The 14,717-nt window shown below is 41.6% G+C and carries 14 protein-coding genes and 1 pseudogene; 6 read left to right on the forward strand and 9 right to left on the reverse strand.

Annotated elements, in window-relative coordinates; all coding sequences use genetic code 11:
• Positions 1-78: 78 nt before the first annotated feature.
• From FD724_RS14425 to FD724_RS14440, 4 genes are all read right to left on the reverse strand, one after another.
• Entirely contained in the window at positions 79-756 is a 678-nt protein-coding gene (locus FD724_RS14425; RefSeq protein ID WP_256874558.1) for a transposase, read from the reverse strand.
• Between the two features lie 156 nt (positions 757-912).
• The gene (locus tag FD724_RS14430; RefSeq protein WP_179073091.1) at positions 913-1,419 is read right to left on the reverse strand and encodes a hypothetical protein; all 507 of its coding nucleotides are present in this window, start codon (positions 1,417-1,419) and stop codon (positions 913-915) included.
• A gap of 28 nt (positions 1,420-1,447) precedes the next feature.
• Positions 1,448-1,786, reverse strand: a complete 339-nt coding sequence (locus FD724_RS14435; protein ID WP_256874561.1) for a hypothetical protein — start codon at positions 1,784-1,786, stop codon at positions 1,448-1,450.
• Between the two features lie 87 nt (positions 1,787-1,873).
• Positions 1,874-2,623, reverse strand: a complete 750-nt coding sequence (locus tag FD724_RS14440) for a DUF6544 family protein (protein ID WP_256874562.1) — start codon at positions 2,621-2,623, stop codon at positions 1,874-1,876.
• A gap of 500 nt (positions 2,624-3,123) precedes the next feature.
• On the opposite strand from FD724_RS14440, the pseudogene FD724_RS14445 reads away from it, so the two are divergent.
• From FD724_RS14445 to FD724_RS14460, 4 genes and pseudogenes are all read left to right on the forward strand, one after another.
• Positions 3,124-3,273 (forward strand): annotated as a pseudogene (locus FD724_RS14445) (Uma2 family endonuclease); the annotation flags it as partial.
• Between the two features lie 76 nt (positions 3,274-3,349).
• Complete coding sequence (locus FD724_RS14450) at positions 3,350-3,733, forward strand: hypothetical protein (protein WP_179073092.1); 384 nt, start codon at positions 3,350-3,352, stop codon at positions 3,731-3,733.
• Entirely contained in the window at positions 3,730-4,191 is a 462-nt protein-coding gene (locus tag FD724_RS14455) for a hypothetical protein (RefSeq protein ID WP_179073093.1), read from the forward strand. The genes FD724_RS14450 and FD724_RS14455 overlap by 4 nt, the downstream gene beginning before the upstream one ends.
• A gap of 138 nt (positions 4,192-4,329) precedes the next feature.
• Positions 4,330-4,851 carry a hypothetical protein gene (locus FD724_RS14460; RefSeq protein ID WP_179073094.1) on the forward strand — a complete coding sequence of 174 codons (522 nt, stop codon included), beginning with the start codon at positions 4,330-4,332 and terminating at the stop codon, positions 4,849-4,851.
• Between the two features lie 457 nt (positions 4,852-5,308).
• On the opposite strand, the gene FD724_RS14465 is transcribed toward FD724_RS14460, so the two are convergent.
• From FD724_RS14465 to FD724_RS14480, 4 genes are all read right to left on the reverse strand, one after another.
• Positions 5,309-6,442, reverse strand: coding sequence for a ferrochelatase (locus FD724_RS14465; RefSeq protein WP_179073095.1), 1,134 nt, complete (start codon positions 6,440-6,442; stop codon positions 5,309-5,311).
• Entirely contained in the window at positions 6,435-6,761 is a 327-nt protein-coding gene (locus FD724_RS14470; RefSeq protein ID WP_179073096.1) for a hypothetical protein, read from the reverse strand. Before FD724_RS14470 ends, FD724_RS14465 begins: the two co-directional genes overlap by 8 nt.
• A 378-nt stretch (positions 6,762-7,139) precedes the next feature.
• The gene (locus tag FD724_RS14475; protein ID WP_179073097.1) at positions 7,140-9,785 is read right to left on the reverse strand and encodes a cation-translocating P-type ATPase; all 2,646 of its coding nucleotides are present in this window, start codon (positions 9,783-9,785) and stop codon (positions 7,140-7,142) included.
• A gap of 100 nt (positions 9,786-9,885) precedes the next feature.
• Complete coding sequence (locus FD724_RS14480) at positions 9,886-10,335, reverse strand: pyridoxamine 5'-phosphate oxidase family protein (RefSeq protein ID WP_179073098.1); 450 nt, start codon at positions 10,333-10,335, stop codon at positions 9,886-9,888.
• Between the two features lie 374 nt (positions 10,336-10,709).
• On the opposite strand from FD724_RS14480, the gene FD724_RS14485 reads away from it, so the two are divergent.
• Positions 10,710-10,910 (forward strand): hypothetical protein, encoded by a 201-nt coding sequence (locus FD724_RS14485; protein WP_179073099.1) that lies wholly within the window; start codon positions 10,710-10,712, stop codon positions 10,908-10,910.
• Between the two features lie 14 nt (positions 10,911-10,924).
• On the opposite strand, the gene FD724_RS14490 is transcribed toward FD724_RS14485, so the two are convergent.
• Complete coding sequence (locus FD724_RS14490; protein WP_179073100.1) at positions 10,925-11,410, reverse strand: allophycocyanin; 486 nt, start codon at positions 11,408-11,410, stop codon at positions 10,925-10,927.
• 760 nt (positions 11,411-12,170) lie between these two features.
• Here FD724_RS14490 and mgtA point away from each other — a divergent pair.
• Positions 12,171-14,690, forward strand: coding sequence for a magnesium-translocating P-type ATPase (mgtA, locus tag FD724_RS14495; RefSeq protein WP_179073101.1), 2,520 nt, complete (start codon positions 12,171-12,173; stop codon positions 14,688-14,690).
• The last annotated feature ends 27 nt before the right edge of the window (positions 14,691-14,717 follow it).

Consider the following 14,717-nt stretch of genomic DNA (forward strand, 5'->3'; position numbering starts at 1 on the left):
AAAAAATCATTGAGATGAGTAAAATTTAGGAAAATATATTTTATACATCAGTGGATTCAATTCAGAAACCGAAGATAATCACGTATTATCCGAGTCTTTAAAGATAAATAAAAGACAAATAAAACGAAAAATACTGAAGTAAAAACACAGAGGAGCATAACAGTACCCATGATAATAAGGGTTAAATAATACTTCTTCTTGATGACCATGCACCAGATCATCAGTTACATCTAAATCTATAGTTATTTGTCGTGGTGGTGAAGAATATGATTCTAAAAATATTTCCACCAATAGTGTTTCTATAGCCTCTGCATTATGTTCAATTCGATGATATCGACTATCAGCTCTTGAAGATACATTTTCTGGACAGTGTTCGATCCGATTCAAAGTACTTTTTCCTGCAAGAACTGGTAGTTCTTTCTTCTTTCCAACTATTTTTCCTAGTGCCAGAGCAAACATTGGGTCGTGACGTAGTTCCTCGTGGTCATTTAAGTCTTCATAACCCATTATCAAACCATATATTCTCTGCCCGATTAGACTTTTTACTGAATGATCAACTCTATTCATATTTCGGTAATCTTTGAAACATCTTGCTAATCGCGATGTAATTCCTCTTTTCCGGTCTAGCTCCGCAATTAAAGTTAACCCTGCATCTGATGTTACAGTCTCAGCCTTGAAATTAACTACGACTGGACATGACTTTACTTGTTCAAATTTGAACTGTTCCGGTATACAATCTGTTTTCTGAGGGGTCATGCTTAAAACTGCTGAAATTCATGTGCAATAGATATTTTGGCAGTTTTTAACTCCTCTTTTCTCCAGCTTCGTGAGAAATCCGGGTTTTGCGGTGGGTGTATTTTCAGTTAGAGATAAGTTCCAATTCGATCATGCTAATAATTGCTCTCACGAAGTCTAGCGAGGCTTCACACTTTTTCTTTCAAGGCGATGACTATGTTTCCAATAAGCAAAGCCACTAGCAATAATCATCACAAAGGCAGGAGCCGCAAGCCATAACCAGAAACCAGAAAGTAACTTGATTAATAGAAGCTGACTATCAGGATTACTACCATTAGGTAACGCAAACCAATATGTTGATATTGTCCCTGTAAAGCCTACAATAATTGAAGTCAAAGCAGAAGCTATTGAGAACTTGTATTTCTTCTGGACAAAAAATTTACAGGAATACCAATAAAGTGGATTAGCCAACCAGCCAATAGCCGGCGCTTGAAGAAATAACAATCCAAGTATTCCCCCAATCGTAACTTCAACGCTCTTCATGATATAAATCGAACCTGTGTGTATTGTCTTGTGTTCGACTATCTGAAAAGTTAGTGCTGGCAAGCTAAGTGCCATTATATAAATAAATAAAGATATTCCTAATAAAAACAAGGGTTGTGTTAAGAAAGATGCTTTTTTCATCAGGTGGATTCTATACAGAGTTACTTGGCTATTCAAGATAAGATGAGAACAACATTGAAAGTGCAAAACTCCCGATAAACGTCAACGTAGATAAGTTTGTATCTTGAGTTTGATGGGCTTCCGGTAGAATTTCTTCAACGATCGCCACCATCAAAGTGCCTGTTGTAAATGCAAGTACAATTAACTTGGGTAGATCAGTTTGTCCGCGCAACCCCCAATAGCCCAGCGTCGCGCCCAGCCAAACAGGGATAAGAAACGCCGTAAGTAACCAAAATCTCTGTGTTCGCGGCATATTTTGACTTTTAAACTCTGCGTTGGTGACAAATCCTTCGGTAATGTGAGCCACAACTCTCCCCGATGTCAGCATCACCCCTAGATGAGGTGCGATCGTTAATATGGTTTATCGCATCTTCATACAGAATTGGTAAAAAATACTCTTTGATGCTTGATCGTTCTACCGATAGATTGCATCATCGATTGTGGCTCGGAAAAATTCGCCCTCTGACTCAAACCGCTCAGTGCCAAAGTACCATCCAATTCGCAGACGAGTCGGAATAGTGTAGCCAGAGAATGTGCGTTCTTCCTCCATAATTCCACCGAAGTCAATATAATGAAACTCAGAACCATCAAGGTTATTCCAGCGCGGTAGCTTGAAGGTTTTCAGCCGACCCGTTTGATCGATGGTGAAATCTAGTTCGGCTCTCTCACCTTGTACTAAAAAACTAGAATGAAGATGCGATGAATCGGTTGTTGTCCATGAAACATCATCACCACACAGCGCAGATGGCAAGCACACTGACTCAGACTGAAGACGACCAACCGCAGACCGCGTAATATCGGAACCATTCGCGGTCATGACAGGGAACAATCCTAGAAGTTTCCATTGCATTGCACCTACACCGTCTATAATCCGATCCGATCCCACAATTGGCAAACCGTTCATCCATGCCGTAGCACTCCAAATCAGTCCATGCTCCCAGCAAATCACCTGCTCTGCTTTGAATGGAATCCAACTTTTTAATTTGATTTCGCCGTGCATCTGCAATCGAACCGCAGATGCAATTTTGGTTCCAGGAGCGATCGCGTGTTCGAGATATCGTCTTGCTGCTTCTGGCAAGTGAGCAAATTCGTCTGAATCAAATACACGATCCTTAGATGTCGCAGAATTCCATAGTGTATTGAGAGAAATCTGTTTAGTCATCATTGCCTCAATTATTTTTAATTCAGAATTTGATAGATTGTGATGATAAGAATAATTGCGAAAATAGCTGTATAGATCGATTTAGTATATTTGGCTAGCCAATTGGGAAGATAAATAGAAAAATTGTCTTTTGTAGAATTTGAATATTTACGGGCGATCAGAGTTAATGGGCAGACGTTTTGAAAAGTTAGCAGGGTTATACCTTCTAGAAATACCAATCCATAACCAATCCAGAGCCAGAGATCGAGTTTATTTGCGATTGCGGCATAAAACATATAGAAAATCACAAAGTTGAAGAATACCCATATCAACGTATGAATGACTTTAATTAGCGTCAATTTTGTTTCATTTTCCATATTGGTTTTAGTGTGATGGATGGTTGTTCTATTTCCTGAATGAATTGATTGAATACGATATAAAACGTAACGGTCGATTTTGTAAAGAATGCCAAAAATTGATCGCAGGTATAATAACAGAGATAGCGAGGAACCAGATTTAAAGTTATGCGATCGCCGATTCCCGTTTTCTCGGTTGCCGAATATTTAGAAGCAGAAAGTAAAAGCGAACTCCGCCATGAGTATTTGGGTGGTCAAATTTTTGCGATGGCGGGGGGTAGTAAGGCGCACAATATCATTACCTTAAATATTGCCAGTACAGCGATTTAAAGGATATTTTAGATATTATACTAATACTATAGATGTTCAACTAATTCATTTTTAACTTGAAAAAATGCTTGCAAGATTCTCGTCATACAAAGTAAATCCTAGACATAGAGCATCTAAGCCTTCGGAAAAAACCAGTGTTTGGAAAGTTCCAGAATGGAATGAGGTTCAGTTATTCGGTATAGCCAGTACTAAAAATTGGTATAAGGATGGAATATTCTGGGCTGTAATGAGAAAAGACTCAAAAATATCAAAGATCGGGGAAGATTTAGAAAATGATCTTTATATAGCTAAGTATCGGTGTGATCCTAATTCTGAGTGGCATGGATATCCTGTACATCCTAAAGATGATGATATTCCCCCTGATGTAGTGCTTGATCTGTGGCGTGAAGAGAAATTAATTGATAAAACAGATAAGCGTAGAATTCAAGGAGGGAAGTTTTCTGTATGAGCCGTAAATATATTTCTATAAAAATCGAAGGCGACTTCATTGATTCATTTATCTACTCTGGAATACTATTTTTAGTTAGTGCAAATTCACAAATATCAATCTATAACTGGGAGGGTTTACTGTCTAATATTTCAGACAAGCGGCCTTTATATAATTTCTTGAAAGATTGCCGCAACGGTTTAAATTTAGTCGGGGATGAGTATCAGGAAATATACATTCAAAAAGAACAGCTTACAGAGCATAAGTTGGGAGAAACTCTACCACTGAAGGCTTGGTCAACTGACATTAATGTATACAGTAACTGCCTTTACATTGCTGATGAAAATGGTGTTGATAGAGTGAATCTTGACTTTGATTCTAAGAGGCTTGCTCAAGATACACGATTTCAATTGTGGGGTAAATATGCGTATAAAATATCTCCAAATGATAATTTCAGAATTGCTATTGCCGCAGGATAAAATGGTATAATTACTGCCTTTACACGACGCGATAGAACTATTAATGAAAGTGAAGATATTAAGACTATTGAAATTAATTCATATGACTGTGAATGGATTGGGAATAATCTGATTACTAACTCTAAAGACGGATCTTACGTGTTAGTTTTTGCCGAACTTCCAGAAAAACCTCTAGAACCTAATAATATACCTAAGAGCTTCTATATCAATCTAAATAGACTAAAAAGACAAACGCCTGAAACTATAAAAATTGATAATTATAGCCAAGCTTCCATTATTTATTCTTGGATGGCAGGGAGAAAACTATTCTCACTTTTAAAAAATGGTGAAGTAATAGAAAAAAATATTAATGTATTACAAGATATAAAAACTCAGAAAACTACGATTCTTCAGTTACAAATTTCCTCTCGTGTTTTAGCAGTTAGATCTGCTTTGTTTGGTGCAGTAATCGAAATTGGAGATAATTTATTCTCTTTGACAGAAAGTGGAGTTGATTCTATATCACATCGACCAGTTAGTTGGCGTGTGTTTCCTAGATCAAAGAACTATCTAAACCATTTACATATTGTCGAAAATGATCATCTTGCAATCCGTGCATATTTTGTAGGTAGTGAAGATGATTCAGATGATTATGGTATTAGTTTTAATGAGGTTATTTAGAAATAATATCTTTTCTAAAAACCTGACTATGGCATGTGTATCAAGTATATATTTCATGTTGATAGATTCATGTCTAACTCAGAGCCTCGTCAGCATCGCTATGAAACTCAGCATCTTTGAAATCAGACTCAGTGGATTGCTGAGAACCTGAGGGTAAACCACGCAAGAGTAGTAAGCGATCCGTGGGGAATACTGCACTAAAGACTGCGCCAACAACGACGATCGCAGCAGTGATGACACCGAATACAGAGAAAGAGACGACAAATGGTAATGGCGCGAAGACTTTGCTAAAGTAAGGAAATTAGTTGATCGGTGCGATCGTCCGGCTCTTTTCTAGCCAAGCGATCGCCATAAACAATGCCATGTCTGCTATTGCAAATCTAATGAGTGCGATCGCACTCATTAGATTTGCATAGAAAGTTTTTGGCGCTAACTGAACCGTATTAAATTATAAAGTTCAGTCGAAATCAAGTCTTCTAGTTTCAATATGCTCATGGTGTTGTGGCACTGACAGCATTACTTCAATGTGAGGATTTGCCCATTCTGTGGCTATTTTCAGAAAATCAGGATCGTCATTGACACAATCAAGCCGTGTGTAACTCACCGTTGGATACTGACGCTGCAAAGATTGAATCGCATCTTCGACATCAAGAATAGTTTCATAATTATCTGTCACCCAGCCGAGGGGTTTAAATAGAATGGTTTGTGCCCCTGCTGTAATCAAGCTTTTGGCCGCTTGTTTCAAATTGGGTTGTGACCAATTGATGAAAGGTGTGTCATGATTCACCCAACCGATGGAGACTAGAGGATATTGATGTTGCAACTGTGCTTCCACGCCATCATAAAGGGCTTGTCCATCAATCACCCCAGTTAACAGTCCTTGCGCTTTTTCTGGGCCACCGTGAACCGTTAATACAATGCCAATCTGAGACTCAAAAAAGCGACCAGCGCATAGCTGATTCAGAGTTTCCTTAATTCGACGCGCCATCAAATTAATGTAGGCAGGTTCAGTTGCAAAGGCTGGAATATATCGAATTGCTTTGAATGGCGAATTTTGAGGCTCATTTACAGATGCAGTTGCGGCAATAACTTCATTGACTTGCTCGACAGCTATTTTGCCCGTGAATGCAGAATCGACCACAAGCATTGGATAAATTAGCAAATTTTGAAACCCTTGCTCAATGATATCTGCTACAACTTCTTGCACAAAGGGCTTACAGAAATAAAATCCTTTGAAGACTTGCACCCGATTTCCCCATTGGTGTTGTAACTGTTTTTCGATACCAAGATGTTGTTTTTCAAAAATTTCATTTTCGGGTGATATGAAATGATCGTGCTTGACTCCAAAATTGTACAAATCTTGAAGTGCAAGAAACCAACCAGCAAGAGGATATAGCCATTCTGGAATCGGCACAAACTGAGATGCAATGTACTTAGTTGCAGCTTGATTGTAAACACTCAGAGCGCGGTAAGATTGCACTTCACCATACCCTGCAAGCAAAACTGCTACGCGATCGCGCAGCGTCGGCTCTGCCGAATCACTATTTTGGGTTTTGACGGGCTGTGTTGCTTGAAGTTCATGACTAATCATTGCTTTGAGCCTCAGTAAATTGCTTGTGAGAAGTATGCCGCAGCTGAAGCCACATAGAAATTCCCGTAAAAAGTAAGATGAACAAGCCGAGAGCATTCAGGAAGGGATAAATGACTTCTAGATTAAGTGCGCCAAAATCTCCCTTGTGCCAATGTAATAACCAGTGAAACTGATCTTTTTTACCTGCCAAATCAACGATCTGATAAACCGTTCCTGTAATGGTTGTCAGCAATAGAGGTAACAACATAATTGGTGCAAGTGTGCTGTGAAGATGATTAATATCTTGAAAATAGTGGCTATGATTTTTGGAGGTTGTCATAAAATAATTCACTTGATATGTAGGTTGAAGCCCAGTTCAATTAAGCATTTTCACCAGATGTCTAAAATTTAAAGCACGTCGTTGTCCTGAATGCAGAGTGAGCATCCAAACCCCATCGAATAAGAAATTGGTTTCAATGAAAATGTCAATCAGCGCTAAACGGAAAGTTGCAACTCACTTAAACGCTTTGACTAAAGCCTTAAACTCAACTTGTAGTGACTTATCATGAGGCGAGATAGGTGGGATCTGGCGATCGATACTTAGGAATTTGTAGACCGCTATCTGAGTAGCTCGCACTGAATAATCAACACCAAAGTATTAATTCTGAATCCTGTTAGCGCATCGGGGTGTAGCCCATTCTGACTTCTGAATTCTTCTTCAAAGATTTTCTTGCATAGGTTTTCTTGATTTAGATTGAACAACTCGTTGGGGTCGATTGAGAAACTTTAACTGTTCAAACCAAAGCAGAGCGATCGCTCCACCCCCTAAACAAATTGCTAGATCGATGGGATGTAAAAAAGAAAAGCTAAACAATTGACGCAAGAACGGAACATACAGCACGAACGCCAGAAAGACCAGTCCCCCACCAACCACCCACCACAGAGCCTTATTGGGAGATTTCAGGATTTTTAGACTGAGGCGTGATGAAGAACTTTCGCTCAAAATTAGGAATAAATTTGCCAAAATCAACGCTGTAAACGTTAAAGCACGGGCATCAAGTTCGCCTTGTTTGCGATATAACGCCACCACAAAGATGGCGAGAACAATTACCAAAATTCCCACCCCTTGTAGCACTGCCAAACCCAAAGTTTTCCTGCCAAATAAGGGTTCTTTGGGGTTGCGGGGAGGACGCTGCATCACCGTTGCTTCTGCGGGTTCGGCTTCTAAAACGATGGAGCAAGCTGGATCAATAATCAAATGGAGAAAGGCAACGTGAACGGGAAGCAAGACTAATGGCAACTTAAACAACACCGGAATCAAAGACATGCCAGCGATCGGAATGTGAATCGCTAGCAAATATGCCATTGCTTTGCGGAGATTATCAAAAATTCGCCGTCCCAGTTTCACCGCTTGCACAATGGACGAAAAATCATCATCCAATAACACTAACGCCGCCGACTCACGGGCAACATCTGTGCCTCGCTGTCCCATCGCAATCCCGATTTGGGCAGATTTGAGAGCCGGAGCATCATTCACGCCGTCCCCAGTCATGGCGACGACTTCACCCTTGGCTTTCAAAGCATTAACTAACCGCAATTTTTGTTCGGGAACGGCTCGTGCAAAGATATTCGTACTTTGAATACGTTGTTCGAGTTCAACTTCACTCATCAGATCCAATTCCGCTCCCGTCAGAATGGCTCCCATTTGCATCAATCCAATCTGACGGGCAATAGTTTGAGCCGTTCCGGGATAATCACCTGTAATCATGACTACTCGAATACCTGCGGTATAACATTCTTGAATTGCCGCCGCAACATTTGGACGCACTGGATCAGACAGTCCTACCAATCCGAGAAATTGAAAAGGAAAGTCATGTTGCTCATCGGGTAAATGATCGGGATTGAGGGACGGATGAGGTGGCAAAAATGGCGGTGGCGCATCAAAAAGAGACGCTTTGGCAACGCCTAACACACGCAAGCCTTGATTGGCCATTTCACTGATTTGGGCTGCCAGAATTTTCTGCTGTTGGGGCGTGAAATGACAGAGATCCGCGATCGCTTCCGGCGCTCCTTTCGCTGCAATTTCATACTGCTTACCATCGGCGGACTGCCAAACGTGAGACATTGCCAATAGATGGGGTGAGAGGGGATATTCTCGTAACAGTATCCAATCGTCATGCAGATGTTCCGTATGTGCGAGATAGCGATCGCCCAATTCCTTAAACGCTTTCTCCATTGGATCAAAAGGATCTCTTTGGCTCGCCAGAATGCAAAACTCGACTAATTTATGAACTGTTTCGGGGAGCGACTCTCGTGAATGTAATTCTAAATTATATGGGTGAGAGTTTTCTGCATGGTTGTATGCAAATAGCTGTTGTACTGCCATCTGATTCAGGGTCAGTGTTCCGGTTTTATCCACACACAGAACGGTTGCGGAACCCAAGGTTTCAACGGCGGAGGCGCGACGAGCTAAGACGTGTTTCTGAGAAATTCGCCATGCTCCCAATGCTAAGAAAATCGTCACGACAACCGGAAATTCGTTTGGCAAAATTGCCATCGCTAGGGTAATACCTGCGAGAAATCCTTTGAGCCAATCTCCTCGCGTCAGTCCATAAATGACAACAATCGCCACACACAACAATAAAGCGATGCCAAATAAACGGCTTACCAACCGAGTCATTTCTTGTTGTAGCGGAGTCGGTTCCGGCTTCACTTTTTGCAAAGCGTTGCCAATCTTACCCATCTCTGTTTGAGCGCCCACTGCTTGGACTTGAGCAATTCCCTGTCCCTGAACTACCAAGGTTCCAGAATATACAAAGGGCAACTCATCTCCCCCCGGACGCGCCATCTCCACAGTACCGGCGGCGGCAACTTTGCGAACAGGTAGTGATTCCCCGGTTAATAACGATTCATCAGTTGAGAGATTTGTACAGGAGAGTATGATTGCATCAGCAGGCACGCGATCGCCTTCTGCTAGCACTAAGATATCTCCCCGAACGACTTCTCGCCCCGCAATCCTTTTTTGCTGTCCATCCCGAATTACCAAGGCGCGAGGACTGGAGAGATCACGCAAGGCTTCTAGGGCGTGTTCGGTTTTTCCTTCCTGGTAAAGGCTGATTCCTGTGATGAAAAAGACGAAACCCAGCAAAATCAGGGCTTCTTGTAGGTCGCCTAAAATCCAATAAATGATCCCACCGCCGACCAGCAAGAGAAAGATCGGATCTTGAACGGTTTCCCAAGCGAAGGATAAAATACTGCGAGAGCGAGCCGAGGAAAGTTCATTGTAGCCATCCTGTTTGAGCAGAGCGATCGCTTCAAGCTCAGATAAGCCAGCCACGGTATTCAGATCGACGGTCGAAACCATAATTCTGCTTTTTCCTATGAGATATAAAAAACAGATCAATCCACTTGATGTTAAATGCCAAATTTGAGGAAGTCGTGAAGTAACATACACGGTGCAAAAGTTACCGACTGCTAACTCCATCTGTGGTTCGCCCGGTCATCTCAGTAGGATGGATACAGTAGAGCGCCATCACCTCTGCACGACCCCACGCATCAATCCAGGTTCGATTAATCGCGGGCGAAAGCGTTGGATTGTTGGTTTTGACAAATTGCATCACGCGATCAATGTCTTGCCCAAGAGTGATGTGTTCGGCAATACCTGTCACAGTAACGCTGCGCCAATGCTTGAGATTGTGGACATCTTCAACTTGCAAACAGACTTCAGGATTCGCATCCATATACTTGGTCTTCATCCCAACCGTAGTAAAGATGTAGATATTTGGCTCTTCAAAATAATAGCGCATAGGTACAACATAAGGATGTCCTTCAATAGCACAACCTAAGTGCCCATATCCTACTTTATGCAAGAGTTCATGTATCTCTTGTTTGCCCATTTCATCTATATCTAACATGGTCATTCTCCAGAATAAATATTTAATTGATTAATCGAGTTACAAATGTCTTATTAACATTTTTCTGCTTAGTTTTCTCGTTAGCATTCAGGGGAATGTAATCATCAAAAAATATTCATTTTTAAAATCTACATAACCCAATTAAATGAGTTATTTGATAGTTTTTTAAAATGGCAATACTAAAACATGCCGCAAATAACTGCTTTTCACGACTTAGTTCTTTATTTCTAGGGACTTGACCGAATGGCACTAAGTTAATCGCAAAGCCCTGATATAACTTGCTTTTTGAGTGTGGGGAGTGTGGGGAGAGGGGGAAGGGTGGGAAGTGTGGGAGGTGTGGGGAGAAAGAGGAGAAATTGAATAACTGCACATCAATGAACGCTGCATTGCCTCCCACACCCCCCACCCTTCCCTGTCCTCCCACACCTCCCACACCCTGCCCTGACGAGGTTTCAGCTTTTCAAGCGTGCCATTCGGGACTTGACCCAAAATCCGTTGAGCGATCGCAATCGCAGATGATGACTGTTGCACGCAAAACAGGCAATTCAGCTTTGGTGATAGCGATCGCTCTCTAAGTGATTTCTGCGTTCTACTGGAGGGCACTAATTAGGTAGTCAAAGTAAGTGTTAACAACAGTTGCATCTTCCCCAGACAACATTGAGGTAGTGATGTTCTTCATAGCACGGACACTTTCAGCAACGCCATCAATTGGAGTACCGAGGGATTTGTACATTTGGCGAACACCAACGACTCCGATCTCCTCAATTGGCGTTGTATCTCCAGCAGCAACACTGTAAGTGATCAAGCGCAGGTAGTAATCCATATCCCGCAGACAAGTAGCAGTCATCTCTTTGCCGTAAGCATTGCCACCTGGAGAAACAAGGCTTGGACGCTTCTGGAACAGTTCGTTTCCAGCTTCTTTAATAATGCGATCGCGGCTTAGAGTTAAAGCTTGCACAAGGCGTAGACGGCGCTCACCACTGCTAATAAAGTTCTTGATCTGATCCAGTTCTCCAGGACTGAGATAGCGAACCTCGGCATCTGCATTCACAATCATCTTCGTGATAATACTCATTAACAAACTCCTGAAATTAAATTAGGTCTATATGAAACGGTTAAATTATTGACAGCTTGAACCAAAAAAGAGCAGCTTGGACAATTTATCATCCTCAATTGCTTCTCTTTTAGAGATTGAGTACGTGTCTCGATTGAGCTTAAGCTTTTTTTCTAAAACAGCTTTTTATGGCATAGTCAATATTCCAGATTTTATGAAGGTAAAAAATTACTCAGTTGTGTAGATGAAGCATTAATCTTTTTCTACAATAGGGCAAACAATACTTTGTTAAGAGGTTTATTTTCTACACCATGACATAGTGTTGTTTGATTTATCGGGTTATTTGTTTGATTACAATATAAAAATTAAGAAAAATTTCAGAAATGAAGTACTTTTTTTTGTAGAGCAATGAATTTTAAAGAGCGTATTATATCAAAATAATGAGATTTTATGGGATAATTGCTTAGGAAAATTACGTTGACCAAATTAGTGAGAGGAATAGCCAATTTTTTGAGGTTAAAACTTTCGTAAAGACTTTTGTTGCATTTTCGGGCTTTTGATTACAATTTATATCGTAATCAATTAATTCACGCAGTAAATCAAACGGTAGTAAGCAGGTTGGCGCAATTAAAGCTAACTTGCAAGGGCTGTCATTGGTCATTAATAAGGACTTTAGGACTATTTACGTTTCGTAACATAATTTGGTTTATTTCTACCAACTTACTTATTAGAGAAGCAAGGTTATCTATTTAGGATTTAAAAAAATTGGATACTGACATCTATGCCTCAAGTCATCCCCTCATTTTGGAGTCTGCCTGCCGAACAGGTATTAGATCAACTTAAGAGTAGTCCCCAGGGTTTGAGTCGCCAAGAGGCGCAGCAACGGCTCACTCAATATGGTGCAAACAGTCTGAAGCAAAAGCGACAGTCATCCACACTACTCCTGTTGCTGAACCAGTTTAAGAGTCCGATTATTTTGATTTTAATGGCAGCTGCTATTCTCTCCAGTTTTCTTGGAGATGTCATTGATACTATTATTATTCTGACGATCGTACTAATTAGTGGGCTATTAGGATTTTGGCAAGAGCGAGGAGCTAGAGATGCCGTAACGAAGCTACTGGCTTTAGTGCAAGTAAAAGCCACAGTTTTGAGAGATGGTCAATCTCAAGAAATCTCTAATGAGGAGGTGGTTCCAGGTGACATTGTGTTGCTTGCTGCTGGTGATAGTATCCCTGGTGACTGCCTGATTTTAGAGTCGAAGGATCTGTCAGTGAATGAAGCAGCACTGACGGGAGAAACCTATCCTGCTGACAAACTAAGTGGCGTATTGCCGAATGAAGTCGGACTCAGCCAGCGAACAAACACCCTTTATATGGGCACTAACGCAATCAGTGGTACAGCGAAAGCGGTTGTGGTGCAGACTGGAAAGCAGACTGAATTTGGCAAGGTATCAGAACGCCTGAAACTCAGGCCGCCGGAAACCGAATTTGAAAGGGGACTGGGCAAGTTTGGCTATTTTCTCATGGAAGTGACGTTGATTTTGGTTGTTCTAATTTTTGTCGCCAACGTCTACTTGCAACGCCCTGTTCTACAATCTTTTCTATTCTCCCTAGCGCTTGCAGTCGGTCTGACTCCTCAATTGTTGCCCGCGATCGTTAGCGTTAACTTGGCTCGCGGTGCTAAACAAATGGCGAAAAAGCAGGTAATCGTGAAACGACTGTCCGCAATTGAAAATTTTGGCAGCATGAACGTGTTTTGTACAGATAAAACGGGCACGCTGACGGAAGGGGAAGTGAAAATTCACGCTGCGGTTGATGTGGAGGGGAAAGAGAGCGATCGCGTTTTGCTTTACGCCTATTTGAATGCTGCATCTGAATCAGGTTATGTAAATCCTATCGATGCCGCAATTCGTCAGCACAAGCAATTTGACATTTCTGCTTATCAGAAACTAGATGAAGTACCTTATGATTTCAACCGTAAACGCCTCAGCATTCTGTTGAAGAAAGATAATAAGAATCTGATTGTCAGCAAAGGTGCGCTAAAGGCAATTCTTGATGTTTGCTCAACCGTCGAAACTGGTGACGGAAAGACAATTGATATTGCTATACAGCAGGACAAGATTCAACAACGGGCAGAGGAACTTGGTAGTGAAGGGTTTCGGGTCTTAGGGGTGGCTTACCGCAACTACGATCGCAATTCCTTCACCAAAGACGATGAAACAAACATGACGTTTTTGGGTTATCTTGCTCTTTTCGATCCACCAAAAGCAGATATTGCTGATACGCTCAAAGATTTGGGACTACTTGGAGTTACCACAAAAATGATCACGGGCGATAGTCGAGCGGTTGCCATCAGTATCATTGAACAAGTGGGATTACCAAAACCAAAGGTTTTAACTGGTGGCGAATTGCAAGAGCTTTCTGATGAAGCCCTAATGCATCGTGTTGGCAAAATAAATGTCTTTGCTGAGGTTGAGCCAAATCAAAAAGAGCGGATCATCATTGCGCTGAAAAAAACCGGAAATGTAGTTGGTTATCTTGGCGATGGCATTAACGATGCCTCAGCGCTTCATGCTGCCGATGTGGGTATTTCTGTTGAGAGTGCGGTTGACGTAGCCAAAGAAGCCGCAGACATCGTGTTGATGCAAAAAGACCTAAATGTTTTGGTCGAAGGCGTGAAAGAAGGACGGGTAACGTTTGCCAATACGCTCAAATACGTGTTTATGGCAACAAGTGCTAATTTCGGCAATATGTTTAGCATGGCAGGTATTTCTCTGGTTCTACCCTTCTTACCCTTGCTACCCAGCCAAATTTTGCTCACAAACCTGTTGACCGATTTCCCAGAAATGACGATCGCAACCGATCGCGTAGACCGGGAAATGGTCAACAAACCCCGGCGGATGAACATCACATTTATCCGTAACTTTATGGTGGTGTTTGGGCTGCTGAGTTCAGTCTTTGATTACCTCACCTTTGCGGCACTCCTATTGCTGCTGCACGCCAACTCAGCGCAATTTAGAACCGGTTGGTTTATGGAATCAGTGATTTCTGCATCTATGATTGTGCTGGTAATTCGGACAAGGCAATCTATTCTCACGAGCAAGCCAGGAAAGTACTTATTGACGGCAACGATCGCGATCGCTATTGTCACCCTCCTGATTCCTTATACTCCAGTTGCAGGTTTATTAGGGTTCCAACCTTTACCCATTGAATTCCTTTTGGTGCTGGCAGCAATTGTTGGACTTTATATCATCTGTGCAGAAAACGTTAAAAGGATTTTCTATCAACACGTCCAGTCTTAACCAAAGAAAGTGTAGCTGTGGCAGAAT

The organism is Nostoc sp. C057 (assembly GCF_013393925.1).
GTDB classification, from domain to species: domain Bacteria; phylum Cyanobacteriota; class Cyanobacteriia; order Cyanobacteriales; family Nostocaceae; genus Nostoc; species Nostoc muscorum_A.